A 24524-nucleotide genomic window follows, 5' to 3' on the forward strand; every position below is an offset into this window, starting at 1 on the left:
TAATCAAGATTATTTGCCCAGCTTGGCGATAGAAGCTTCTGCTTCCGGTTTGTATTTCTCAGCCGTTGCGGTAACCGATTGATTGTTTACAAGAATGTCTTCAATGAATTTCCCAGTCGGAAAGTCCGGATAAGCATCATCCAGCAAAATCTGGCCGGTACCGTTGATATGATCGCGAGTCATGAGAATATCCTCTTCGTGGTTATAAAGGCTCTCCAACCACTCTTGGCTTGGGAACTCTTGCGTGTTCGGAATGTCAAACGTTTCTTCGTAGATTTGATAAACGAGCTGAGGATCTTTAACGCCCTTCGGAATAAACTTAGCTGCTGCGGCATTATTCGCAAATGTCACTTCCGGGCTTCCTTGAGGGCCGTTCGGCATCGGAACCACACCGATATCGAAAGTTAAGCCGCCTAGATTCCATGCTGCGGAAATAAACATCGCGACATCGCCGTCTTTAAATGTATTCGACTCTTCCCAGTTCGTTTTATTGCCTGATTTGACTCTTACAACGTTCTCGACATTGTACATGCGGTTTACAAACTCTGCCGCCTCAATTGTTTTTGGGTCCGTGAAGCCTTGTGTACCATCTGTCTCGTTAACGATGAAGCCGCCGTTTGCAGCAGCCAGGTTGCGGAATAAGTCATGCGACCAGCCGGAGTAGCCATAAACGTCAATTTTACCGTCATTGTCTGTATCTTTTGTTGCTAGCTTAGCGATTTCCATGAATTTGTCCCAGTTCCATTGACCGCTCGTGTACAGCTCTTGCAGATCTGGAAGGCCAAGCTTCTTGAAGAGGTCACGGTTATAATGAAGCCCCGTGCCGCCTGTACCCGGATCGTCGAACGCATAATCTTTCCCTGCAATAGGAGGCGCCTTCGCGATTAGATTCGCTTCGCCGTTAATGTTCGAGGCATTGGTCGTGAAGTCACTTAGAGGAAGCAGCTGCCCTTTCAAAATAGCAGGCAAAGCCGCTTTGTATTCCATTTGCACGATATCGGCAAACGGCTCGCCCGACAAAATCGTCGCTGTGAATTTCGGCATATATTCTTCAAATGGCACGTTTACGAATTCTATTTTGACGTTGTATTTCTTCTCCACCTCTTCGATTTTCGCAAGGCGGGCTTTCTCAGAGGTTGTTGTTCCAGCAGGCTTCAAATCCCACCAAGCTGCTACTTTAATAACGCGACCGCCCATATCTACTGGCTCTGGCGTTGCAGCTGCCTCTTCCGGTGCAGCAGTCGCCTCTGTGGCAGCGCTTTCTTTTGGAGTGGCATTGTTGCCTTTATTTCCGTTATTGCCGCCGCTGCAAGCTGTAAGGATAAGCATCAAACATAATGCCAGAACAGATAATCCTTTTATTTTTCTCATGACCGAACCTCCCAATTTTACATTCATCAGTGGGTATTACACGAAAACCTTCCAAGAATAAAGCGCTTGCATAGAGGAATAAAAAAATAACGCGACTGCCTGATTTCCCTAAACCACCGCCTCGTATTTGTTTTGTTATTTGTTTTATTTGTTTTGCATAACAAATGTATCACCAAAAACAAATATGGTCAATTGTTTTCTTAATGTTATTATAAATAACAACAAAGATAACCGCTACAATAGCTCATTTTTTAAGTTCAAGCGCTTGTATTTCATCGAAAAACCAGCTATATTTAGTCACATAACAAAATAACAAAACGCAAATTAACTAACAAACAAAAATAGTAAGGTAGGATGACAGATATGCGGCGAAAAGTAACGATTCAATCAATAGCTGATTTTACTGGATTATCGAAGTTCGCTGTATCACGGGGATTGTCTGGGAAATCTGGAGTCAGCACACAAACAAGGGAGCTCATTTTAAGGGCAGCAGGCCAATTAGGTTACTTTAAGGACGCCCAAGCTGCACCTGTTCCAAGCGAGCTTTTGGACATTGATACACGGAACTGGTCAGGAACGATTCTCGTACTTTTTCCAAATGTACGTTATCAGAACACCGAGTCCTTATACTGGGGCCCTATATTTAACGGCATATCGGCTAGGCTGAACCTGAAAGGCATTAACATTTTAACCTTAACGGAGCCTACGGATGATTCTATGTTTTCCCTCTTAAATCCTGAGGCTATACTCGGCATCATAACCGTTGGATCGATTTCGACGCCTGTGCTGCTCGATATTAAACGGTTAGGCATTCCTGTCGTTATGGTTGACCATTATGATTCATGCTTTCATTGCGACTCTATCTTTACCGACAATCTATCCAGCATGAGAGAAATCATGAACTCGGTCATTACGAAGGGCTACAAGAGCTATCAGTTTTTAGGAAATATTAGAGATGCGCAAAGCTTCTATGAGCGTTACCTAGGCTTCCGCTCCGCGCTGGAGGATCACGACATCGAGCTAAAGCAGATCCCTTCTCTAATGGGACCAGACATCGAAAACTTTCACGATACGTTTAAGGCTGCTGTCCTTGAGCATGGCTTGCCGGAGGTTTTCGTTTGCGCCAACGATACCTTCGCATTATTTGCGTTGGAAACGCTCAAGGATATAGGGATGGACATTCCTGAAAATCTTGTTTTTACCGGCTTCGACAATACGCATCCGCAAATTCCATTTTTAGCGACGGTGAATGTTGATAAGGAGCTGCTCGGGAAGAGAGCGGTTGATCAAATGTTATGGCGGATTCTTAATCCAAGCACCAGCTATGAAAAAACGCTCATTCAAGCTGAGGTTATGATTAGAAATTAAGTCAGCCGCCTTGTCAAAGAAAGGATAAGGACTGGAATACCAGCCCTTATCCTTCAAACAACTCCGCTTATCGCTTATTGAAGCGTTACACTATCGACATAAACGGCGGATGTTCCGCTAGAGTTAGCCGGTGACAGGAATAATACGCCCAATTCACGTACATCACCCAAATTAGCTGCGCCGGACAAGCTCAACGTGAGCGTCGATACGACTGAGGATTGGATATTTACCGTTCCGGACTCATACCATGTATAGCTTGCTCCTGTTTTGATAAACAGCTTCGCTTGTATGCCGCTCCCTACATTTCCCCACGCTGCATGCTTTACTTTTGCTGAGATGGAGGACTTTCCGCTAAAATTGTTAGACCCAGTATATTTTAGCGTAAATTGACCGCCTCCTAACGTTACGTCCGCTTTTAATGAATTGCTGCCGCTTGCTGCCCAGTCCGTCACCGACCAGGGGCCGCCTGTTATATTTAAACCGGTCCACCCTTGCGTGCTGTTATTTTCAAAATCATACAAGGCGGAAGCTGTGCCGCTGCTGAAAACAGATGCTTTCGTTGAAGTTGCCGCTATGCCATTTGTTCCGTTAATGACAAGATTTCCCCACGACGTAAGCGTCTGCCAGTCACTTGTCGTCATATCAAGCCAAGCATTCCCCGAATCGTTTCCTGTCCAAGACCATGCCATATAGCCAATTCCTTTTGCCTGGCTCTGGTTCATAACCTCCTGAGCATTAACCTGACTACCCAAGTTATTGTTGCCGTTGTTATAGTTATAACCAAACTCCCCAATCATGACCGCCAAGCCCAGATCCTTAATCGCCTGCAGCTCCGAGCCGATTCGAGCGGAATCATTCCAAGAGCCATACATATGGATCGAGAACATAACATTATGATCAGGATCATGCGAAAGAAGCGCGTTTCCGTAAGCCTTGATTGGAGAAGAATTTTGCCCCCAGCCAGAACCGTCTACTACGATTGCATTATGGATACCTGCATTTCTTATGGTTGTAATAGCCGTTTTGTAAGCATCGCGCCAAGACGTATCAGCTAGCGTGGAGTCTCCCCATTCATTCGCAATATTGACGAGCACATACTTTTCATTACTGGTCAGAACAGCCTTTACCGCGCTGCTGGCGAAATAACTAGCCATATTGTTTAAGCCGCTTGCGCTGTTAGAGCCAGTTACGTCATGCAATTCTACAATCGCAATCATCCCCAGCTCCTTGCAGCGATCGATAATTTGCTGTAAACGTGCTGCCGTTCCGCTCGTTTGCCACACGATTCTGACCGCATTTACTTTTTTTGAGCTAATCGTGCTCAGAGCATTATAAGCTTGGGTATCATACCAAGCATGAGGGTTATTAATACCCCTAATAACAAAATCATTTCCGTTCGCATCCTTCAATTTGTTACCGCTTACATAAAATCCATTGGCTGCAAAGCTTTGCTCATTAGGAATAAACGGAACAACCAAAGCCAGCATAATAGCAAACATAAGTGTTAGTTTCATTTTTCGGATCATCATTATTACGAAATCCCTCCTACTGTTTTTTGTGATGAAGGCCTGGCTTTTAGTGATCGATCTAGCTGCAAGTAAATCGGTACACTTCCCACCTATCTATTCGATCCCACCACCTCCTTTAGAAACACTTTAGAGATGAAAAAACAGTCACTGGGTATTCACATCTTAGCTGATGTAACTCCATAATAAAATTTGTTATTAAAACATAACATGAATAACGATATTTGATCAACAATATAATTAATAACTTTTAATAACAAATCATTTTTTTCCGTTATTCTTTCAATGCATTTTGTGAGGCATAAGAAATTCAGTGACAAATAAGGCACAAACAAAATACCACCATCCCTATTACGGAACGGTGGCAGCTTCTTTACTTATTTCATAAACGATTCTATATCCTGGTCGGCCTTTGACTGGTTGCAAGCATTGCAGGCACAAACACAATTGACAGGCGTCGTATGCCCTCCCTTGGCACGCGGCAGCATATGATCGATCGTATCGCCAAATTGCCCGCAAAAATAACAAGTATGGTTGTCCCGCTCCAAAATATAGCGCCGGAAATCCTTGTTGCTAAACAGCCTTCGAATCGTATGCCGATTCACGATAACCGCAGCATGCTCCTTCACGAGCGTTACCGCGAGCTCCAAATCAATTTCCTGATACCAGCGCCGACCTTTGTCCGTCTTGCCCCTCATCCAAATCGTCCCTTGACGAGTCGTCTTTAGAGCTGCGGGATCATTCGGCAATGGAATAGAAGGTCTTGGAGGCATAGGCAGCGATTTGTTAGCCTTGACGCTGCTTCTCACTGCTATTGGCTCTTTCGCGGTAACAGCCGTTAAAGGGGCCGCAGCCTTCGCCTTTCTGCACTCCCGGCATGCGCCTCGGCGTGAACCTGCACTTGAACGCCTGCCCGTTCGTCGCAGAAATTGGGTGAGCGGCTTCTCTTCCTTGCAGCTGGCGCATTGCTTCGTGGCAAGAGGTTCTGTTTCATCCATCAGTTTGTCCGGGGGCATCTCTCTTGCGATGTTCCCGATTTCGTCCCCTCATGTTTTTCTACTATTGTAGCATTAATTGCAAGGCCATGGGAGCTTCACCCTAATTGCATGGAACCAGCTTCTGCAAACTAATAGTGCTTGCCTTTATTTTCAGTATCTTGATCTTCCCATCTACGGGAATAAGCTTTGTTCGTAATCCAAAACGTAATCCATGCTAAAATAACAACAATAATAGCTGATGCGATCCATACGCCTACTGGCACTTCCATTTGCTCTCCTCCTCATAATTAAATAATCAGGTAAAGGTTACGATATTTTGCTTCGTTTCATTTACATGAAGCTGGAAGACGTCGGGGCGATTATAGTGGCCGACAACGTCAAAGTCGAAGCGGCTCTTAGTCACAAGCGACATATCCAAATCCGCGTATAAAATCGTTTCTTTCCCGTATACCGGCTCCGTTACATATTCACCTAAAGGACCAACGATTGCGCTGCCTCCCCGGCATAATGTCTCAGGGTCCTGCGCAAGCTCCGCATAACCATTCAAATCTGCAGGATAAGCTGCCTTTGTCACAAACTGATTGCTGGACAATACGTAGCACCTCCCCTCGCAGGCAATATGCTTCAGTGTCGCTTGCCATGTATCTCTTGCATCGGCTGTGGGCGTCAATAATATATCGATCCCTTTCGCATACATCGCCGTCCTGGCAAGAGGCATATAGTTCTCCCAGCAAATCAATCCGCCAATTCGTCCAAATGGGGTTTCAATAACGGTAAGCGTGCTCCCGTCGCCTTGTCCCCACAGCAATCGTTCCGAGCCAGTCGGCATCAGCTTCCGGTGCTTGCCAAGCAATCTGCCATCCGGTCCGATATAGATCATGCTATTATATAGCGTCGAGTGGCTATAATCCTGATCCCGCTCTACGACGCCAACGATCAAATAAACGCCTGCTTCCTTCGCGATTTCACCAAGCAAATCCGTGTCTGATCCAGGCACATCTATGGCACTCTCCCAGTACCTGGCAAAGTCCTCGCGTCCTTCCATCGTTCTGCTGCCGACCCGGGCACCAAAGGAAAGTCCTCTTGGATAACCGGCAATAAACACTTCGGGAAATAACAGCAGCTTGGCGCCTTGAGCTTTGGCCTGCCTGGCATAGCTTGCTATCTGTTGAAAAGCGGACAATTTATCGAATAAAATCGGCGCCGCCTGAACGACGGCTACCTTTACAATACGTTCATTCATAATGTAAGTCTCCTTTTTTAATCCCGAGCGCTTTGCCTAGCTGATCCTTTTCGTTTTATCATAAATGGATCTTCCCTTTCTGTAACCGTCCAATTGGCATGTATTTTGCCCAGCCAATTTAATTAACAAAGACAGGCGCCAGCCTATTGGCTGACGCCTGTCTTTGTTAGGGTTAGAACGGTTAGGAATCCAGTAAGCCGTACTTCGTCTTGAAACGGCTTAATATCGCGATCCAGCTGCTGCCGAACACGGCAAGAAAAAACACATTGGACAGCGCATGGGCAAGATCAAAATAAAAGCTTTGAATATAGGCGACAATAACTAAATTCCAGCTAAGCGCATCCGGCAATCCAATGATATACCATACATTCATGATCCAGCCAAACAAAAAGCCCCATACAAAGCCGAAAGTGAGCAAGCCGATTTTGGTTTTGATGAGCCAAGTATGGCGAAGCCATCCAGCCGTTGCTCCAATCATGCCCCAGCAAAACATTTGCCACGGCGTCCAAGGCCCTTGTCCGAGAAAAACGTTCGATACTACCGCGGCAATCGCTCCGATAATGAAGCCGGACTCTGCGCCAAACACGATTGCCGCAATAATGATAACGAACGATGTTGGCTGTACGCTTGGCAATGGTGCAAAAGGTACGCGGCTGACGGCCGCGATAGCAGCCAGCACGGCTAAAATAACGATCTCGCGCGCTTCAATCGACCGTCTCTCGAACCTCGTGAAGAATGGCAGCATCGTCACAAAAAGGAGCACAATGCTCAGCAGCAGGTAATGGTCCTCCGTAATCGCCGCCGATAACGCCATAGCTGCTATGAACAGTCCGATGCTTGCCAAAAACCAAAGCTTTAATTTGCCCACTGCTCAATCACGTCCTTGGTCGTCAAAGCTTCCGGCAGCCACTCGCGCACCGTTCGGTTTATAGCCGTCGTATAGAAGTAGTTGGTTCCAAAAAATAGAGCCGGATCGGCTTCGGCAGCTATTGCTCCGTCAAAGAGCATCGCGCAGCGCGTCGCATGCTCCGCTGCAAACTCAATATCATGCGTAACCATAACGATGGTCTTGCCTAATTGGCAAAGCTGCTGCAGCAGCTCTGCTGTTCGCTGCTTTGCAATAGGATCTAGCCCCTTCGTTGGCTCATCCAGGCACAGCACGTCTGGCTCGCCAAGCAGCACTAGCGCTAGCGCCGCTCTTTGCTGCTCCCCGCCGCTCAAATCATAGGGATGCTTAGGCAAAATAGCGGCGATCTGGAGCGCCTCCACAACCTCTGCTATCTTGCGTTCACGATCCGCGAGCCCTGCATATTCGGCCATCCGCTGCAGCTCTTCCAGAACGGTATCATAGCTAAAGTAAAGCAGCGGATTTTGCGCTAAATAGCCGACCTTTACATGTTTCTCCCGCTTCACCTTGCCGCGCTGGGGCTGCAAAAGCCCGGCCATCATCTGCAGCATCGTCGTTTTGCCAGCCCCATTGCCGCCAAGCACCGCCAAAAACTCATGTTTATACACATCAAGCGACAGCTTCTTCAGCACCTCTGAACCCGTTTTCTCATACTTGAAGGTTATCTCATCGCAAGTTAGCAGCCGCTGACTCGGATCAAGCGTGCTGCTGACGCGCTCGCCATTCTGATGCGATAAGTCCGGCTTTAATCCGCCTTGGCCTGCTAGCCACTGCTTGCCTTCGCGTACCGTTAGCGGAATTTCTTGCGCCGCAAAAGGCTTGCCTGCCGCTTGCGCTGACAAAAACAGCTTCGCAACGGACGGTAAATACGACAGATCATTTGTCGATTCATCCGCACCGATTGCTTCGCAAAGCTCTCTTGGGGCAGCGTCGTGCTTTACCCTGCCTCCCTCCAGCATCACGATCCGATCCGCAAGCGGGATAACATCCTCGAGCCGATGCTCGCTAATAATAACCGTCATCGACATCTCTTGATTCAGGCGATAGAGAAGCTGCAAAAAATCACGGGCAGCAACCGGGTCAAGCTGCGAGGTCGGCTCATCGAGCAGGAGCAGCTTCGGCTGAAGCAGCAATACGGAAGCTAGGTTAATCAGCTGCTTCTGCCCTCCCGATATTTCATGCACGGACTTATAAAGCAGCTCCTCAAGCCCGAAGAAATGGCTCATTTCAGCTAGACGCTTGCGCATGACTGCCTGATCATAACCGACATTCTCCATTGAAAAGGCAAGTTCATGCCACACCTGATCCATAACGATTTGGTTATCAGCATTTTGAAACACCATGCCGATTTGCTCTGCTGCTTCAATCGCAGGCAGCTCCGCAAGCAATGTGCCGTTATATCTAACAGACCCCGATTGCTTGCCTACCGGAAGCGTCTCTTTTTTTAAATGCCGAAGCAGCGTCGTTTTGCCACATCCTGAAGCGCCGCACAAAACAACAAACTCACCCTGCTTCACATGAAACGAAACGTCATCAAGCGCTGCCCCCTTTGCTTCGGGATAACGGAACGTCAAATTGTTTACTTGAATCACTTCCATGACCTTCTCTCCATTCCTTCGAGTACGACCGGCGTTAACAAAAAGGCACAGTAGCACGCATAGGCAAAGCCTTCCCCTCGGTGAAATTGCATCGTTTCAAGCCGCGGGTATATGGTCAGCACGCCAAAGCCCTGCACCCAGCCCCATACGCACACAATGCCCATCGCCGCCAAAAACAAAAGCGTGTATACGTCCCTTCGATCCATGCGGTAAATGACGTATGAGCTTCGCTTGGCTGCGCCATAGCCGCGCGCCTTCATCGAATCTGCCGTCTGCAGCGCCTCCTCAAGCGACCATGTGAGCAGCACGCGAATGAGCAGCATGCCATCCTTGCAGCGCTTGCGCAGGCTGCCTTCCATAATCGATACGCCCTTCGTCCGCTGTACGGTCGTTATTTGCTCCAGCCTCCGCAAAAACAGCGGCACGAAGCGGATCGACATCGACGTGAGCAGAGACGTTCGCGGCAGCGCGCGAGAGAACAAATACATCCACTTATCGGTCGTGACAATAAACTGAAACGATACGAAGGTGAGCAGTATCCCAAGTAATGAAAGCATCATCGTCACGCCATACAAAATCGCTTCCAGCGTAATCGGCTGATCCATGAAATAAAATAAAATATGTCTGCCGCGATGCGAAAAAAGCGGATTTAGAACGGCGACGAAGCCGCCCATCAGCACATAATAAGGAAGCAGCCTAAGCAGCCGCTTCCCTTCGCCGTGAATGATAATAACTAGCGTAACCGCAGCAAGAGAGGTCACGAGAAATACAGGATGGAAGAGCAGCATGCTAAAGGCTATGACGCCCGCGTAATAGCTGAAGCTCGTAATCGGATGTACGGAACCAAAGGCGGTGTTCATTCATATTCAGCTCCTAGATCCTTGCCGAGATCAATCGTATACAACCACTCAATAACGTCGCCTTCTTTAAGTTCATAGGCGCCTGCGCTTTTGTTCGGAAACTCGCCGTTAACCCTGTACATCCAGCCGCTCTTTGCACCGTGGTCGAACTCATAGACGTTATCGATTCCTTCGATATAAGCTGTCGCTTTTAATCCTTTATACTCCATTTGAATTTTATTTTTTCGTGTAATTCTCTTCAACACGTCAAGCACCGTATCATCTTTTTTCAGCTCAACCGCGGTAGGATCAAGCACAGTCCCCGTTTCTTCGTCCGCAATGATCGAAATGGTGACGATATTGGCTGGCTGCGGCGCTTTGGTTCGCGCCGGTTTCTCCGTCTTAACGGGCTGTGCCGTAGCGCTTGGTTTCGCTATAGGCTGATTTTTCTGATCCTTGGCAGGAGGAGCGACAGTCGGCTTAGGCGTTGGCTTGGCTGCCCCCGGCTTATCGCTTGCGGCAGCTGTAGCTTTGTCTTTCCCTGCGCTTTCTGTTTCTGCCGGCGTTTCGGTCGGCGCTGCAGTCTGCGTTTGCTCCGCCGTCACGCTAGAAGCTGTAGGCTGCTCTACATTTCCGTCATTTGCTTCTTGCTCTGTTTGTGCCTTGCTGCTCTCTTGCGTTTGATTCGGCTCCACTTTCGCCTGTTGCCCTTGAGCGGCGCAGCCAGCTAATAAACTAATCATTAACAGGAGTACGATTATGCCGAAAAACCATTTTTTACTGTTCATTGCTGTCAACTTATTTCTACTCCCTCTCATCCAACTATCCAAAAGACGTTAAAAAATAAAAAAAAGACCCCTAAATGAAAGGGATCTGCATGTCTAATAAAAGATCGGCACAGCATTTTAAAATGATATCATGCGTTCTGCTTGACGATTGCGCCTCCACATTCTTATCCCCCGAAGAATGAGAAACAAAATAAGAAAAGGCAGGTCTCCTGGCTCGTGCGTCATCACGCTTCCCAGCCTTCCCATCCAGTAAGAGGACAGTGGCATGTTAGGGTAGAAGCGCTCTTCACATACAGTGGCGGGACCGCGCCGGCCTTGCACCGGACTTCCCTTTTAAGCAAACAAAGCAAGCTCTGTCTGCACCTTTTCTATATCTTTATTTGATTGTTGAATCAATCATATCGGGATTGCCGGGGTTTGTCTATAACAGAATGGCAGCTAGCAGCAAAGAAGATTCGATCGCACGTGGCAACCGAATCTTCTTGTACACAAAACTATTATCTATTAATGCTGCTTGCTAACATGGACCCGTTTAATGAAGAAAGCGACGACCAAACCAACAATCGCAACGATCATGGCAAAGATAAACGCATCCGATATGCCCGCTGTCATCGCTAGCGGCGCATTTGCAGGATCTGCCACGCCCTTCATAAAGTCTTTCATACCTGCCGTCATGATGCTCACGGCAACCGCTGTTCCGATCGCGCCAGCTACCTGCTGCAGCGTGTTCATAATCGCCGTTCCGTCCGGGTACAGCTCGCGCGGCAGTTGATTAAGGCCGTTGGTTTGCGCAGGCATCCATACCATGGAGATCCCGATCATCAAGCAGGAATGAAGAACGATGATAAGTGTAATCGTTGATGCCGTCGTAATGCCCGAGAAAAACCAAAGCACGGCTGCGACGATAACAAGACCTGGAATAACGAGCCATTTCGGTCCGAATTTATCGAACAAGCTGCCCATAATCGGAGACATAATACCGTTTAATAGTCCGCCTGGCAGCAAAATGAGTCCTGCCGTTAATGCGCTAAGCCCAAGCCCGCTGATCAGGTACATCGGCAATACGAGCATCGAAGACAAAATAACCATCATACAAATAAATACCATTAGCGTACCTACGACGAACATCGGATGCTTAAATGCCCGCAGGTTCATCATCGGCTGCTTCATTCTCAATTGACGAACCGCGAATAAGATAAGCGCTAAAATACCGATGACCATGGAAACAATGACTTTTGTGCTGCCCCATCCGCCTTCACCTTCGCCCGCGCTGCTGAAAGCAAACACAATGCCGCCAAAGCCTAGCGTCGAGAATAGAAGAGACATGATATCAATTTTAGGCTTTGTAATCGTCGAGACGTTTTGCATGTACATCATACCGAACAACAAAGCAATAACTAAGAACGGCAGCGAAAGCCAGAAAATCCAGTGCCAGCTCAAGTTTTCAATAAGAAGACCTGCAATCGTAGGGCCTACAGCCGGTGCGACCATAATAACAAGCCCGATAACGCCCATCGCCGCTCCCCGCTTCTCGGCCGGGAAAATAATAAGGATCGTATTGAACATAAGCGGCAGCAGCAGCGCTGTGCCCACGGCTTGAATGACACGCGCCGTCATCAGAACTTCAAAGCTTGGCGCAAGCGCCGCTACTAGCGTGCCGAGCACGGAGAAGCTTAATGCAGCTATGAATAGCTGCCTTGTCGTAAACCATTGGAGCAATAATCCCGAGACCGGCACCAAAATACCGAGCGTCAGCAGGTATCCGGTCGTCAGCCATTGCACGGTCGGCGCGGTGATGTCGAATACGCGTATTAAATCGCTTAGCGCTACGTTTAGAGCCGTTTCACTGAACATGCCGATAAATCCGCTTAACAATAAGGAAATCATGATGGGGAGCACTCTATATTTCTGCCCCGTATTTTGCTGTGTTTCTGCCATTGTTGCTTGCAAGCTTTCCACTCTCCTACATTCTATCTATCTTTTATTTATGACCTCTCATAGAGATGGGCATTTATGAATCAAATACGGCACACACTTCGCCGCACTCATTAACGGCTGCTTATCCCGCTTCGTTATGGCGAGGATCAAAGCACCCTCCAGCAAGGAAACGAGCACCACGCTGACTTCCTCTGCTTTCTCTGCAACCATGCCAGTCTCAATCAAACGGTCGGAGATAACGGCCTGCCATGAGGCAAACACATCCTGACCGGCGGCTCTCAGCTTCTCGCTAATCGCCGACGTTTCGACCGCCATCCAGAAGCTAAACGGCATATAACCTTGGAAATCATATTGCTCGGCATCCTCTCCCATATCAAGCACGAATGCTTGTACCGCCTCGGAAGGGTCTTCGTATGCCGCAAATTTTGTTTTCCATCTCTCGATGACAAACGCCTTGGTGCAAGCAATGCATTCCAGCGCCAGCTCTTCCTTGCCATTGGGAAAATAATAATACAAAGAGCCTTTAGGACAGCTGCTCTCTTTAATAATTTGGCTTAATCCTGTAGCATGATACCCTTTTGTGAAAAAAAGCCGCGAGGCTGTATCCAATATAGTTTGCCGAGTATTTTGTTTTTCCGACATTGATTCACTCCTCGATTATAACGATCGGTCTATATAATAAAAACATCTATGGACCTGCTAAGTCAACTCTTTTTTGATGGAAGCCCTGCCATTGCGGGAAAGGCTCGTCTGCTGTATCCGACTGTCCGGCTACCGGTTTACAGCATGATTAACGGTACTTTTTCCGGTTAAAGATCGATTTGCTTCAATAAAAGAAAAATTAGATGGAGTTTTTCCTGTACGATTCTTATGAAAGGAATGGTGGATGATCATTACGGAGGCGGGAACGAATAGTTGCGGCTTTTAACACGCAAAACGAGCCTTAGAAAATTCTAAAGGCTCGTTGCGTATTATTTATCGGCGCCCTTGACGATTAAAGTCCGGCTGCCATCGATTGTAGCTGTTAATTAGAAGCCTGCTGCAACTTTTTTAGCTTGCTCGATGCCGTTTGATACAATTGCTTCCGCTTGGTCTGGAAGCTGGTTGTGGCCTTCAACAATAACGCTCTCTAGGTTTTTCACGCCGTAGAAGCCCATTACTGTGCGGATGAAGTTGTAAGACATTTCAACGGAAGCTGCTGGACCTTCGGAATAGATGCCGCCGCGAGCGTTAAGCAACGCCACTTTTTTGTCAGGAATTAGGCCGACAGGACCTTCAGCTGTGTAAGAGAATGTTTTGCCAGCTTGGGAAAGGTAGTCGATGTAAGTGTGCAATACAGCCGGTACGGTGAAGTTCCAAAGCGGGAATGCGAATACCACTTTATCAGCTGCAAGGAATTGATTGATATATTTATCGGACACGGTTACAGCCGCTTGCTCTTCTGCAGTCAGATCGTAGCCGCGGGCTGCTTTAAAGTTACCGTTGATCATGTTCGCGTTCATGTATGGCAATTCTTCTTTGAACAAATCAAGCTCAACGATTGTATCTTCTGGATTGCTTGCTTTGTAGCTGTCTAGAAACGCTTGGTAAAGCTTAACGCTTGTTGCCTGCTCGATGTCGCGATCGTTTGCTTTAACAAATAGTACTGTACTCATAGTATAATTCCCTCCAAGGTTTGTTTGTGTTTACTTTTTGTAAGTACCTTTATTGTATTAAGTTTTATCCTCGGCAGCATCGGCAAATAGACCGAAAAATAGGCATAAAAAAACCGCCAAAGGCGGAGGACTAGTCCTAAGACTATTGGCGTAGAACTGTTTGTTTAATCACTGCCATTCATCATTTGCACCGCGTACAAGGCAGCTTGCGTGCGATCCGTCAAATTTAATTTGCTCAAAATGCTGCTAACATGCGTCTTTACGGTCTTCTCGGCAACCGTCAGCGCATGAGCGATATCTCTGTTGCTCATTCCTTTTGTCAGCAGCTGCAGCACCTCAATCTCTCTTGGCGTTAAAACTTCGGATAGCTCGCGGCCAGGAAGCTGCTTGGCCTCCTCTGCCTGGGGAGCAGCCTGTGCCAGCAGCGCGGCAGAGATGTCGGGATGCAGCTGAACATTGCCTTTATAGGCGCTGCGAATCGCCTCTGCAAGCTGGTCAGGCTCCACATCCTTCAGCATATAGCCGATTGCCCCGGATTGCAGAGCCGGAACGATATGACTCCGATCCGAGAAGCTCGTCAGCACAAGCACTTTAATTTCCGGATTGTTCTGCGCGATGAGGTTGCTCGCCTCAATCCCGTCCATAACGGGCATGTTCAGGTCCATCAATACGATATCAGGCAATAATTCGGCTGCTTTCTCCACCGCTTCCAGTCCGTTATGGGCTTCGCCAACCAGCTCAAAATCAGGCTGCATGCTCAGAAAAAACGAAATACCCTTTAATACGATTAAATGATCATCTACCAGTAAAATTTTTATTTTCACAGCCGCTCCTCATTCCTCGTCCCACATTTCCATCTCTGTCGCAACCGGAATCGTAGCCTTAATGACTGTCGGCTGCCCCTTGCTGCTCTTGATCGATAAGTCGCCGCCAAGCGTCTCCGCACGCTCCCGCATGGAGAGCATCCCCATCGTCAGCCTGCCGCTTCGCTTCTCCGGCGAGAAGCCTTTGCCTTTGTCCATAATTTCCATGCTTGCCGTATGCTCCGATTTCAACAAGCGAATATGTACGGCATTCGTCTCCGCGTGTTTCTTCACGTTATTGAGCGCCTCTTGCCCGATTCGCCAAAATGCTTCCTCGATCGCCCGCGGCAGCTCGCGCACGCCCTCCACCTGCTCATATACGGTCAAATCCATGCTTTTCCCGTATTGCTTAAGCGCAGTGATCAAGCCATGCTCCAGCCCGGCTGGCCGAAGCTGCCAAATGAGCGTACGCATTTCCTTCAAGGCTTCCTGAGACAGCTGCCTAATATCTTGCAGCGAGCGCTCGACTACCGGCTCCTTGCCAGCGAGCACCGTCTCGGCGCCTTTGGCAAGAAAGGACAAGGAGAACACCTTCTGGATAACCGAGTCATGCAAATCTCTAGCCATCCGGTTCCTTTCCTCCATCCGTGCAAGCTCTCGCCGCTGCTCATAGACCCGTAAATTCTCTACGCTGAGAGTAAAATGATCGCCAAGCGAGTACATAAAGTCCTCCAAGTAATCGTCGAACTGATTGCCAAGCTGGCTGCTGATGAACAGCACGCCTATCGGACGGCTTCTGATGCGGAGTGGAATCGCGACCGCCGACGAGAATGGCGGGATGCCGATCGTCGACAGGGACGAACGAGGCACTTCATGGCAATCCGATAGCTTAACCAATCGATTTTCGCTAAACGCGGTGCTCACCGGACCTCCTTGATCAATCGCAAGCGTCAGCCACTCTTTTTTGACTTGGTTGTCCGAATAATGGGCGCGAAGCGATAACTGCTGCTGCTCATACATGAAGAGCGACACATGCTGCCAATGAAACGTATCGCCGATATGTCTAACCGCTTGAAGCGGAAGCTGGTTAATATCCTGTATCGCATTGATTTTTTGGATGACGTCGCCGAGCTTCGCATAATGCATCGCATGCTGCTCCTGCACCTGGTAAAGACGGATGCGCTTGACCGCCGTTCCGATCTGATAAGCTACCGCTTGCAGCAGCGCCAGCTCCTCCTCTGTCAGGCGAACCTTGCCCGCGGATGCGACGTTTAATAGGCCGAACTGGTCTATGCCGGCTTTGAGCGGCACTGTCGCATGATGCGACACACCCTCTGTATCTCCAAAATCATGGGTATTGGCATATGTAATTCTGGAGCATTCTATTATATTGACGGCATGATGCAGCTTGTTCTGCTTGTAGCTCTCCACGCACCAGCATTCCGAGCCGCACATGACCGCCTGATTATTCGCATTCAGCCCTTGCGGCAAATTATGTGTGGCTACGCATAGCCTATCGCTGCGATTATCGATCATAAATATCCAGCCTGTGGTAAAGCCTGTTACTTGAAGCAGCTTGACGAGCACGTCATTAAGCATTTGGTCCATATCGTTCGTGCTGTTAAGCATCTCCGCTATTTCCTTAAGCGCGACCAGCTCATAAGCTCTTATCTCTTGTGACATGCTCCCCACTCCCTTCTAAGCACACATTATACACCCTGCGCCGCAGCAAAAAAAAGAGCCACTCCATAAAGCAGTATTGACTGCTTTACAGAATGGCAGCTGCCCGCTCCTATCGTTTCTTAAGCGGTCGTTTGATCATAAAAATGTAGCAGGCTACAGCGCCAAGCTCTGCTAGCGCGATCCAAATGCCCATTGGCAGCGCGTTTGCGCTTCCGCCAAGGCCCACAAACGGCGCCATAATGCCGCCGAACTAAATGACAGTAGCCCAAGCAAAGCGGATGCGCTGCCTGCAGCATGACCATGCTTCTGCATGGCAAGCGAGAAGCCCGTCGTACTGATCACTCCTACGCTAGATACAACAAAAAACAAAGGAATAAGAACCGCGGCAAGCGGCGCTTTGATGAGGATCATCAGCAGCAGCACCAAGCCTGCCGTCGCTGCAATTGCAAGGCCAACAACGAATAACCTATGCTCTCCCACCTTTGCCGCCAATCGTCCTGTCAGCTGCCCGAATAAAATAATGCCTAAACCATTAAGGGCAAACAATAAGCTGAAGCCTTCGGGCGTAACGCCGTAAATATTTTGAAGCACAAACGGAGATCCTGCTATGTAAGCGAACATCGCCGCCATGACGAGGCCCTGCGCCAGCGCAAACCCCATAAACGAACGATCGCGCAGCAGCATTCCGAAGGTGGATAACGTCTGGCCGAAGCCTCCGGCCATCCGTTTCGAAGGCGGCAGCGTTTCCGGCATGCCAAAAAATACGGCTGCGAAAATAACGACACCCCATGCGCCAAGAACGATAAATACGCCTTCCCAAGACGTTACTTTAAGCAGCTGTCCGCCTGCAATCGGCGCAAAAATAGGCGCTGCGCCATTGACCAGCATAAGCATCGCAAAAAACTTAGTAAGCTCAGGACCCGCGTACATGTCCCGCACAATAGCCCGGGAAATAACGATGCCCCCTGCGCCGGCAAATCCTTGTATAAACCTAAGCGCGACAAGCACGCCAATCGATGGCGCAAGCGCGCATAAAATGGATGATAGCCCATAAACAGCCACAAACAGGAGGAGAGGCAGCCTTCGTCCCCTTATATCGCTCCAGGTTCCCGCAAACAATTGTCCGACGGAAAGTCCAATCATGCAGGCCGTCAGGCTCAATTGTACGAGTGATGAGCTCGTATTAAAATCATCCGTTAGCTTCGGCAATGCAGGCAAATACATATCAAGGGACAACGGCCCAAATGCAGACAATGAGCCAAGTAAAATAATAAGCCATAACCGCCTTGCCCCTGTTGACGGATTCGCTTCCATCGAATGTGTTTTGCTTTGATCAATCACGTACGGCAGCTCCTTCTTCGCTTTCCTTTGCATGGATTCACTTTATCACCTTTTATTATTTGTTCCAATACCTCTTACGCCCAGCAATTATTTGTCCTTCCAAGCTATGTTTGTTATGATTGAGCAAACAATGTCGATTCACGTAGATTTTAAGGAGAGATTTTATGCAAAAAGTAAAAATTTTTTCCGGCACCTCTAACCAGAGGCTTGCCGAGCAGCTATGTAAGGAACTTGATATGCCGCTTGGTAAAGTAGCCATTTCCAGGCATCAAAGCGGAGAAATACATGTATCGTACCAAGAGCCGATTCGTACTTGCGATGTTTTTATCGTACAGTCGCTATCCCATCCCGTTAATGAGCATTTAATTGAAACGCTCGTCATGATTGATGCAGCTAAGCGCGCATCAGCCAAAACCATCAATATCGTTATGCCTTATTACGGCTACGCTAGGCAAGAAAGAAAGTCTGCTCCGCGCGAGCCGATTTCTGCGAAGCTGGTAGCGGATGTTCTAACTACCGTAGGCGCCAATCGAATTATTACGGTCGATTTGCATGCCGATCCGATCCAAGGCTTTTTCGATATTCCGGTCGATCATTTAACGGCGCTTGATTTGATCATTGAATATTTAAGAGGCAAACAAATTAAAAACCCAGTTGTCGTATCACCGGATGCGGGCCGCGCAACAACCGCCGAGAAACTGGCTGGCCTGCTCGATTGCCCGTTTGCCATTATGATCAAAAATCGTCCAGCGCATAACCAATCCGAGATTACGCATATTATCGGTGACGTAGAGGATATGACGCCGATCATTATTGAAGACTTAATCGATACGGGCAGCACGATCGTAAATGTCGTAGAGGCGCTTAAGAAAAAAGGCGCGCATGATTCATACATATGTGCAACGCACGGGCTTTTCTCAGCCAATGCGCTTGAGAAGCTGGATCATCCGAACATTCGCGAGGTCGTCATCACCGATACGATCGCGATTGGCGAGGAGCGCTCCGATAAGTTTATCGTCCTGCCTATGTCTCCGCTTCTGGCTACAGCAATCAAAATCATTACAGAAGGCGGCTCTATTGCAACGCTTTTCAAGGCTGGCACCTAACTGATTTTGCCATAACTGCATAGCATGCTAAAACGATCCCCCCTTGCCTTTAGGCATGGGGGATTTGCTGTTTGATGCATAGCTTTGGAAATACGTGACAAAATAAGCAGCGAATCATTAATGGCAGCGATAAGGAGGCGTACGCGATGAATGATAAGTCTGAAAATATGATTCATGATGAAACGGATCACATAAGCTCAGACCTGTTTGAAATCATTTCCCTTATCAATAGCAAGTTTTCAGATACTCCTGATCTAGTCATTCGCAAGCTAACGATCAAACAAACGAACGAGCAAGCGCTAATCATCTATTTAGAAAGCTTGACCGAGCGCTCTGCCATTAACCATGATGTATTGCGTCCGCTTCAGCAAGAATCCGGCAGCGGACATCCAGGCGATGATCTGATTATAAATGTGGGACAAATTATAGCAGAGAAATCATTTTCCCGTCTTGAATTTTGCTTTCTTCAAGGAAGCAGCATCTTGTTCGTAAACGGCAGAGATGAAGCTTACATTCTTGATACAAGGGGCTTGCCGCAAAGAGCCATTCAAGATTCTCAGCTTGAATCTTCTTTAAAAGGCGCGCATCAAGGTTTCGTCGAAACGGGCGGGCAAAACATTGCAATGATTCGTCGCTATATTACCGATCGTGAGCTGAAGATGAAAAGGATGACCGTTGGCCGGCGCGGGCAAACGGCTGTATCGATCTTGTATTTGGCTGATGTGACAAATCCAGACCTCATCGATGCATTAGAGCAGCGAATAAGCAAAGTGGATGTCGATGTTATTTTAAACGCGGGAGAGCTCTCTGAGTTGATTGAGGATGATCCCTTCTCTTTATTTCCTCAATTTGTCTCGACGGAGCGTCCGGATACAGCTGCGTCACAGTTAATGCAGGGAAGATGCGTCGTTGTCGTTGACCGATCGCCAAATGTGCTAATTGCGCCCGTTACGTTTCTCACCTTCTTTCAAAATATAGACGATTATAGCATTCGCTGGCCGATTGCTACGTTTCTTAGACTGCTCAGGCTGTTTGCCTTTTTTACCGCCGCCTTTCTCCCTGCCTTCTATATCGCTGTCGTCTCCTATCATTTTGAGATTATTCCGATGAAGCTGCTCATGACGCTCGGAGAATCTCGCGGGCAGGTTCCGTTTCCGCCTTTCGTAGAGGCGATTCTTATGGAAATCACCTTGGAGATGCTTCGCGAGGCAGGCATCCGGCTGCCGGCGCCGATCGGCCAAACGGTCGGCATCGTTGGCGGTATCGTCATTGGCCAAGCTGTCGTGCAGGCCGGTTTAATAAGCAATATTATGGTGATCGTCGTCGCCTTCACGGCCATATCCTCGTTTATTTTGCCTAACTACGATATGGTGGCTGCGGTAAGGCTTATCCGTTTTATTTTGATGGGTCTTGCGACAGCATTTGGGTTTGTTGGGCTCGTGGTTGGTTTAATGATCATGATCGCTCATCTGCTGACCTTAAAATCATTAGGCATGCCTTACGGCAGCCCGATTACACCTATGCGATTAGCCGACTGGAAGGATGCTCTCGTTCGTGTTCCTATTTGGCTAATTAAAAATCGCCCAACAAACAGCATTCCCTTGCAGCGGAAACGGAGAGGATCTGTGAGAAAGGAGAAAAACGAATGAATGGCGCCCGGCGACATCCAATCACATCCATGCAGCTCATTTTTATATTGTCAGGCCTTCAACTGAGCGTATCCATCCTCTCTCTGCCAAAAGATCTCGCAGATGCCGCCGGAACCGATGGCTGGATGGCGATTCCGCTTGCTTTTGCGATAAACGTTGTCGTCTGTTATGTTGTGGTGAAAATTATGGAGTATCATCCAAATGGCACGATACTTGATTTGCTCGCACAGAACTTTGGCGTATGGGTTGGAAAAGGTTACGCCCTTCTCTTCAGCCTCTATTATCTAACGTTTATGTACGACAGTCTTGACCGGGGCATTCTCATTACAAAAGCATGGTTAATGCCGACTACACCGTCCTATATGTTCATGTTTTTATTTCTGGTGCCTACTTACATGATCAGCAAACACGGCCCCCAAGTGCTTGGCAGGTACGCAGAGGTCGTTTTTTTTCTATCTTGCTGGATTCCGTTCATCTATTTGTTCACGCTTAAGCAAGCGCACTGGCTCTACTTGCTCCCTATGTTCAAGGAAGGCATAGTGCCCATTCTGTCCGCTTTGCCCGCTTTGCTTTACCCCAGCCTTGGCATGGTGACCATCTTTATTTTATATCCGTATTTAAGCAATAAGAAAAAAGCGTTCCGCAACATGGTGCTCTCAAACGGATTGACGATGCTCGCTTATTTGCTGATCACGCTCGCTTGCTTTATTTATTTCAGTCCCGACGAAATAAAAATGTTCAACGAGCCTATCGTCAGCATTTTGAAAACGATTGAATTTCAGTTTATGGAGAGAATCGAAGTTCCGTTTATTTCCTACTACATCATCATCTATTCACTCGCGTGGATTCCTTCCACTTATATTGCCGCATACTGCATCAGCTGGACGTTTGGCTCCGAAAATGTCATTCGGCCGCTGCAAATATTATGCTTCTTGCTTGTCGTAAGCTCCTACTTCTACATCCCAACCTTTAATCAAAGCGATCGTTTTGGCATTTGGATGGGGTGGTACGGGATCGGGATGGAATATGTGTTTCCCTTCATTTTGCTTGGTTATCTCATGCTTAGAAAACGTTTCAGGACGGAGAATAGCTTATGAATAAACAACTCATCACCAGCCTTCTTCTCCTTACCGTCCTTACGTTATCCGGGTGCAGCGACCAATTAAATTTGGAAAACGCGGCAACTCCGCTGGCGTTTGGCATCGATTTAGATAAAAATGATAAGCTGCAATACTTTTCTACAATGCCCGTGTATAGCCGAAAGAAAGACCGGCAGAGCCAGCAGAGCAGCGGGACGACGAATACTCTTCGGCAAGCGAAGACGAGGCAGGATGCCTTTACGGCAGGCAATTGGCAAGGACGGAATCTCAAAGTTATTTTGATCGGAAAACGGTTGGTGCAGCATGAGGGGTGGTTTGAAATGCTTGATGTTTTATTCCGCGATGCAAGAAATACGGTTATGGACCGCGTCGTTATCGTCGATGGCAAAGTATCGGAGCTCTTCTACTTAAACAATGTGGAACAGCCGCAAATGCCCATTTTAATACGCGGGATGGTCGATACCAAAAGCAAAAAATCAGAGACGTATGCGACGACTGTCCAGGAGCTGCACCGGCAGTTTTACGAGAAAGGCGTCACGCCTTACATGGCGGAAGTTAAAATGACCAAAAAAGATATCGGACTCGAAGGATCGGCTTTACTCAACCAGAAGGGCAAATATGTCGCTTCGCTCAATGCACAAGAAACGGTGCTGCTTAGCCTATTGCAAAAGAAGGCAGCACCCGGCGTCAGCTTATCCTATCGCATACCTAGCGAGCCCAAAACCGGCCCATTCGCAACCGATATCATAAGCTTTAGCGCAAGCAAAATTAAAACAAAAATCAAAACTTCCTATCACAACGACCGATTTCAATTTGATTTTCGTATCAACATGACGATTACACTCTTCGAGCGATTGTTTACGTTTGATGTCTCAAATGAGGATAACAAGCTTGAACAGCTAATCGGCAAGCAAATGAATGCAGAGATAGAAAAAATAATAAAGAAGGTGCAGAAGCATCAAATCGATCCGATCGGGCTCGGCGTACATGCGAGAGCCTTTGAGTATGAAGCATATAAAAAAGTAGAGGATCGCTGGGGCGAGGCCGTTCAGGATGCGGTCATTAACGTCAAATTGGAGCTGTCCATCGGATCTATGGGACCGGTCACGTAATGAATGCGTGAATAAAAAAGGACAACCTGCCTAAATGCTCAAGCTCCATTTGTTAGACAAATCGGCAGACCAAATTCCGGTCTGCCGATTCAATGATTAAATGGAGATGATCTTCCACCTGCCCGGCCAGAAGCAGTAGGCGGCGAGCAAAATCGGAGAAAGGAGCGTGGACAAATGTAATCTTTTAACAAAGTACGTGACCGCCCGCACATTATCTTAATGAAGTCTAGACACCCATTTACGGACTCTGCCTTTATTTTGCATTCAAAAAACACCCCTAACGTATCATCGGTTTCCCATTTGGGTTAGTCCAATGTCTACTATTAGGGGTGCGCTTCAAAACGCTCGGCGGTGTCCTTCTGCTTCCATTCCTATTAGCGCCTACTGATGCTTCTGTTGAAATACCAGCCTATTTTCCTGCAATTTCGCGCGCGTATAAGCCTCGGCTACGCCATATTTCGCAATATCCGTTTTGCTTACTTCTTTGAAGGACAGGGACGTCTCGACGGGCCTGCTGAATGGAAACGGATACAGCTCAATCGTTGATTCATCCTTCCACTCCGCTATCAAAGAAGTGTTTCCGGTTCGGTCAAACCAATAAGGAAAACCATTCGAAAACCATTCATAGTTCCGCCGCGGCGTGCCGGGCTTCTCCATGCAAACAAACAGCGACAGCTCGTCGCATAACAGCAGCGACTTCGCGTGCTGCTGGAGCAGCTTCACATCCAATTGCAGACGTTCAATAATCGCGCTCTGGCGTGCGAACTCTTTCTCTACAAAGGCGATCGTATCCTCGTTTCTGAATCGCTCTGCTAACGTCGTGTATAGGATACTGCCGAGCAAGGCAGCATATTCGCTCGTTTCTTGAATGTGGTCCAGTCCTTTGGAATAAAAGAAAAATCGGATGTTGCCCGGAAAATCGCGGAATGAGAAAGGGATTTGGGCGGCGTCATTCCAAATGGGAATGCGGTCCAAATCAATCCAGCTGCTGTCATGCTCGTATGCGGCATATGCTAACTCTTCTTTGCGCTCGTCGCTTAAGAATAGTCCGCTTTGCCATGCTGAGACAAGATCCCCGGAAATGCGTGCATGATCATGCTGTGCAATTAATATGAATGCGTCTTCCTTCTCGTATACGATCATCGTTGCCATCCCTTCCATCGTACCAATAAGGCCGATATGCCTGCTTATATCTGTCCAATCCGATTGTTTTGCCCGTAGGTTCGCCCAATTTCCTTGTGGCGCAATATGACGACATCCATCAAACATCTGTATATAGCCGTTGCGTGCTCCGGATTAAGCTCGTTGCGGCTTGCCAGCTTCGTTATTTTGGCAAATTGCTTGGATTCACGGCTTGGGTCTTGCGCTGTAAGCTTATTTGCTGCTTTATAAATACCCACTTCTTCTGTTAATTGAAACCGTTTTGCCAGCAAGGCAATGATTTCCTCGTCCAATTGATCGATATTTACTCTTAATTCATCTAACCTAGAAGCCTCCAT

Annotated in this window: 21 protein-coding genes, 1 pseudogene and 1 riboswitch; of the genes and pseudogenes, 5 read left to right on the top strand and 17 right to left on the bottom strand. The window is 47.8% G+C overall.

Annotation, left to right across the window (positions count from 1 at the left end; translation table 11 throughout):
- Nucleotides 1-9 precede the first annotated feature (9 nt).
- Nucleotides 10-1371, bottom strand: coding sequence for an ABC transporter substrate-binding protein (locus ADU23_RS29700; protein WP_053377067.1), 1362 nt, complete (start codon nucleotides 1369-1371; stop codon nucleotides 10-12).
- A gap of 363 nt (nucleotides 1372-1734) precedes the next feature.
- On the opposite strand from ADU23_RS29700, the gene ADU23_RS29705 reads away from it, so the two are divergent.
- Complete coding sequence (locus ADU23_RS29705; protein WP_053377068.1) at nucleotides 1735-2739, top strand: LacI family DNA-binding transcriptional regulator; 1005 nt, start codon at nucleotides 1735-1737, stop codon at nucleotides 2737-2739.
- A 74-nt stretch (nucleotides 2740-2813) separates the two neighbouring features.
- Here the strand turns inward: ADU23_RS29705 and ADU23_RS29710 are convergent, their stop codons facing one another.
- The 14 genes and pseudogenes from ADU23_RS29710 to ADU23_RS29770 all read right to left on the bottom strand — a co-directional run bounded on the left by ADU23_RS29710 (nucleotide 2814) and on the right by ADU23_RS29770 (nucleotide 18031).
- Entirely contained in the window at nucleotides 2814-4268 is a 1455-nt protein-coding gene (locus tag ADU23_RS29710) for a cellulase family glycosylhydrolase (RefSeq protein ID WP_063846118.1), read from the bottom strand.
- Nucleotides 4269-4642: 374 nt separating this feature from the next.
- Nucleotides 4643-5281, bottom strand: a complete 639-nt coding sequence (locus ADU23_RS31855) for an HNH endonuclease (RefSeq protein ID WP_063846119.1) — start codon at nucleotides 5279-5281, stop codon at nucleotides 4643-4645.
- Between the two features lie 110 nt (nucleotides 5282-5391).
- On the bottom strand, nucleotides 5392-5532 hold the full coding sequence (locus ADU23_RS33370) for a hypothetical protein (RefSeq protein ID WP_176707723.1): 141 nt from the start codon (nucleotides 5530-5532) through the stop codon (nucleotides 5392-5394).
- A 26-nt stretch (nucleotides 5533-5558) separates the two neighbouring features.
- Nucleotides 5559-6506: a carbon-nitrogen hydrolase family protein gene (locus ADU23_RS29720; RefSeq protein WP_053377069.1), complete on the bottom strand. Its 948-nt coding sequence runs from the start codon at nucleotides 6504-6506 to the stop codon at nucleotides 5559-5561.
- Between the two features lie 181 nt (nucleotides 6507-6687).
- Nucleotides 6688-7320, bottom strand: coding sequence for an ECF transporter S component (locus ADU23_RS29725; protein ID WP_157266209.1), 633 nt, complete (start codon nucleotides 7318-7320; stop codon nucleotides 6688-6690).
- Nucleotides 7321-7361: 41 nt separating this feature from the next.
- Nucleotides 7362-9011, bottom strand: coding sequence for an ABC transporter ATP-binding protein (locus ADU23_RS29730; RefSeq protein WP_053377071.1), 1650 nt, complete (start codon nucleotides 9009-9011; stop codon nucleotides 7362-7364).
- Complete coding sequence (locus ADU23_RS29735) at nucleotides 9002-9871, bottom strand: energy-coupling factor transporter transmembrane component T (RefSeq protein ID WP_053377072.1); 870 nt, start codon at nucleotides 9869-9871, stop codon at nucleotides 9002-9004. Before ADU23_RS29735 ends, ADU23_RS29730 begins: the two co-directional genes overlap by 10 nt.
- Nucleotides 9868-10638: a DUF4430 domain-containing protein gene (locus tag ADU23_RS29740; RefSeq protein WP_063846281.1), complete on the bottom strand. Its 771-nt coding sequence runs from the start codon at nucleotides 10636-10638 to the stop codon at nucleotides 9868-9870. Before ADU23_RS29740 ends, ADU23_RS29735 begins: the two co-directional genes overlap by 4 nt.
- A gap of 182 nt (nucleotides 10639-10820) precedes the next feature.
- Nucleotides 10821-11020: riboswitch (cobalamin riboswitch) on the bottom strand.
- Nucleotides 11021-11142: 122 nt separating this feature from the next.
- A complete protein-coding gene (locus tag ADU23_RS29745; protein ID WP_053377900.1) occupies nucleotides 11143-12576 on the bottom strand; it encodes a DHA2 family efflux MFS transporter permease subunit in 1434 nt (477 codons plus the stop codon).
- Between the two features lie 57 nt (nucleotides 12577-12633).
- Nucleotides 12634-13218, bottom strand: a complete 585-nt coding sequence (locus ADU23_RS29750) for a TetR/AcrR family transcriptional regulator (RefSeq protein WP_053377074.1) — start codon at nucleotides 13216-13218, stop codon at nucleotides 12634-12636.
- Nucleotides 13219-13604: 386 nt separating this feature from the next.
- Nucleotides 13605-14231 (bottom strand): FMN-dependent NADH-azoreductase, encoded by a 627-nt coding sequence (locus ADU23_RS29755; protein ID WP_053377075.1) that lies wholly within the window; start codon nucleotides 14229-14231, stop codon nucleotides 13605-13607.
- A gap of 164 nt (nucleotides 14232-14395) precedes the next feature.
- Nucleotides 14396-15055, bottom strand: coding sequence for a response regulator (locus tag ADU23_RS29760; protein WP_053377076.1), 660 nt, complete (start codon nucleotides 15053-15055; stop codon nucleotides 14396-14398).
- Nucleotides 15056-15064: 9 nt separating this feature from the next.
- The gene (locus tag ADU23_RS29765; protein ID WP_053377077.1) at nucleotides 15065-16717 is read right to left on the bottom strand and encodes a sensor histidine kinase; all 1653 of its coding nucleotides are present in this window, start codon (nucleotides 16715-16717) and stop codon (nucleotides 15065-15067) included.
- A 109-nt stretch (nucleotides 16718-16826) separates the two neighbouring features.
- Nucleotides 16827-18031: pseudogene (locus ADU23_RS29770) on the bottom strand (multidrug effflux MFS transporter).
- A gap of 191 nt (nucleotides 18032-18222) precedes the next feature.
- Between ADU23_RS29770 and ADU23_RS29775 the strand changes: the two are divergent.
- From ADU23_RS29775 to ADU23_RS29790, 4 genes are all read left to right on the top strand, one after another.
- On the top strand, nucleotides 18223-19164 hold the full coding sequence (locus ADU23_RS29775; RefSeq protein WP_053377078.1) for a ribose-phosphate diphosphokinase: 942 nt from the start codon (nucleotides 18223-18225) through the stop codon (nucleotides 19162-19164).
- Between the two features lie 146 nt (nucleotides 19165-19310).
- Nucleotides 19311-20813, top strand: a complete 1503-nt coding sequence (locus tag ADU23_RS29780) for a spore germination protein (RefSeq protein WP_053377079.1) — start codon at nucleotides 19311-19313, stop codon at nucleotides 20811-20813.
- On the top strand, nucleotides 20810-21910 hold the full coding sequence (locus ADU23_RS29785) for a GerAB/ArcD/ProY family transporter (protein ID WP_053377080.1): 1101 nt from the start codon (nucleotides 20810-20812) through the stop codon (nucleotides 21908-21910). The genes ADU23_RS29780 and ADU23_RS29785 overlap by 4 nt, the downstream gene beginning before the upstream one ends.
- A complete protein-coding gene (locus ADU23_RS29790) occupies nucleotides 21907-23025 on the top strand; it encodes a Ger(x)C family spore germination protein (protein WP_053377081.1) in 1119 nt (372 codons plus the stop codon). Before ADU23_RS29785 ends, ADU23_RS29790 begins: the two co-directional genes overlap by 4 nt.
- A gap of 381 nt (nucleotides 23026-23406) precedes the next feature.
- On the opposite strand, the gene ADU23_RS29795 is transcribed toward ADU23_RS29790, so the two are convergent.
- Together ADU23_RS29795 and ADU23_RS29800 are read right to left on the bottom strand one after the other, a co-directional pair.
- Nucleotides 23407-24177 (bottom strand): DUF3891 family protein, encoded by a 771-nt coding sequence (locus ADU23_RS29795; protein WP_176707724.1) that lies wholly within the window; start codon nucleotides 24175-24177, stop codon nucleotides 23407-23409.
- A 35-nt stretch (nucleotides 24178-24212) separates the two neighbouring features.
- Nucleotides 24213-24524, bottom strand: a complete 312-nt coding sequence (locus tag ADU23_RS29800) for a chorismate mutase (RefSeq protein WP_053377083.1) — start codon at nucleotides 24522-24524, stop codon at nucleotides 24213-24215.

The organism is Paenibacillus sp. FJAT-27812, assembly GCF_001273905.1.
Taxonomy (GTDB): domain Bacteria; phylum Bacillota; class Bacilli; order Paenibacillales; family Paenibacillaceae; genus Pristimantibacillus.

Bases quoted from the DNA above. Each gene is read 5' to 3' on its own strand.
- ADU23_RS29700 (WP_053377067.1), bottom strand. From the start codon at position 1,371: ATGAGAAAAATAAAAGGATTATCTGTTCTGGCATTATGTTTGATGCTT.
- ADU23_RS29705 (WP_053377068.1), top strand. From the start codon at position 1,735: ATGCGGCGAAAAGTAACGATTCAATCAATAGCTGATTTTACTGGATTA.
- ADU23_RS29710 (WP_063846118.1), bottom strand. From the start codon at position 4,268: ATGATGATCCGAAAAATGAAACTAACACTTATGTTTGCTATTATGCTG.
- ADU23_RS31855 (WP_063846119.1), bottom strand. From the start codon at position 5,281: ATGCCCCCGGACAAACTGATGGATGAAACAGAACCTCTTGCCACGAAG.
- ADU23_RS33370 (WP_176707723.1), bottom strand. From the start codon at position 5,532: ATGGAAGTGCCAGTAGGCGTATGGATCGCATCAGCTATTATTGTTGTT.
- ADU23_RS29720 (WP_053377069.1), bottom strand. From the start codon at position 6,506: ATGAATGAACGTATTGTAAAGGTAGCCGTCGTTCAGGCGGCGCCGATT.
- ADU23_RS29725 (WP_157266209.1), bottom strand. From the start codon at position 7,320: ATGGCGTTATCGGCGGCGATTACGGAGGACCATTACCTGCTGCTGAGC.
- ADU23_RS29730 (WP_053377071.1), bottom strand. From the start codon at position 9,011: ATGGAAGTGATTCAAGTAAACAATTTGACGTTCCGTTATCCCGAAGCA.
- ADU23_RS29735 (WP_053377072.1), bottom strand. From the start codon at position 9,871: ATGAACACCGCCTTTGGTTCCGTACATCCGATTACGAGCTTCAGCTAT.
- ADU23_RS29740 (WP_063846281.1), bottom strand. From the start codon at position 10,638: ATGAACAGTAAAAAATGGTTTTTCGGCATAATCGTACTCCTGTTAATG.
- ADU23_RS29745 (WP_053377900.1), bottom strand. From the start codon at position 12,576: ATGGCAGAAACACAGCAAAATACGGGGCAGAAATATAGAGTGCTCCCC.
- ADU23_RS29750 (WP_053377074.1), bottom strand. From the start codon at position 13,218: ATGTCGGAAAAACAAAATACTCGGCAAACTATATTGGATACAGCCTCG.
- ADU23_RS29755 (WP_053377075.1), bottom strand. From the start codon at position 14,231: ATGAGTACAGTACTATTTGTTAAAGCAAACGATCGCGACATCGAGCAG.
- ADU23_RS29765 (WP_053377077.1), bottom strand. From the start codon at position 16,717: ATGTCACAAGAGATAAGAGCTTATGAGCTGGTCGCGCTTAAGGAAATA.
- ADU23_RS29775 (WP_053377078.1), top strand. From the start codon at position 18,223: ATGCAAAAAGTAAAAATTTTTTCCGGCACCTCTAACCAGAGGCTTGCC.
- ADU23_RS29780 (WP_053377079.1), top strand. From the start codon at position 19,311: ATGAATGATAAGTCTGAAAATATGATTCATGATGAAACGGATCACATA.
- ADU23_RS29785 (WP_053377080.1), top strand. From the start codon at position 20,810: ATGAATGGCGCCCGGCGACATCCAATCACATCCATGCAGCTCATTTTT.
- ADU23_RS29790 (WP_053377081.1), top strand. From the start codon at position 21,907: ATGAATAAACAACTCATCACCAGCCTTCTTCTCCTTACCGTCCTTACG.
- ADU23_RS29795 (WP_176707724.1), bottom strand. From the start codon at position 24,177: ATGGCAACGATGATCGTATACGAGAAGGAAGACGCATTCATATTAATT.
- ADU23_RS29800 (WP_053377083.1), bottom strand. From the start codon at position 24,524: ATGGAGGCTTCTAGGTTAGATGAATTAAGAGTAAATATCGATCAATTG.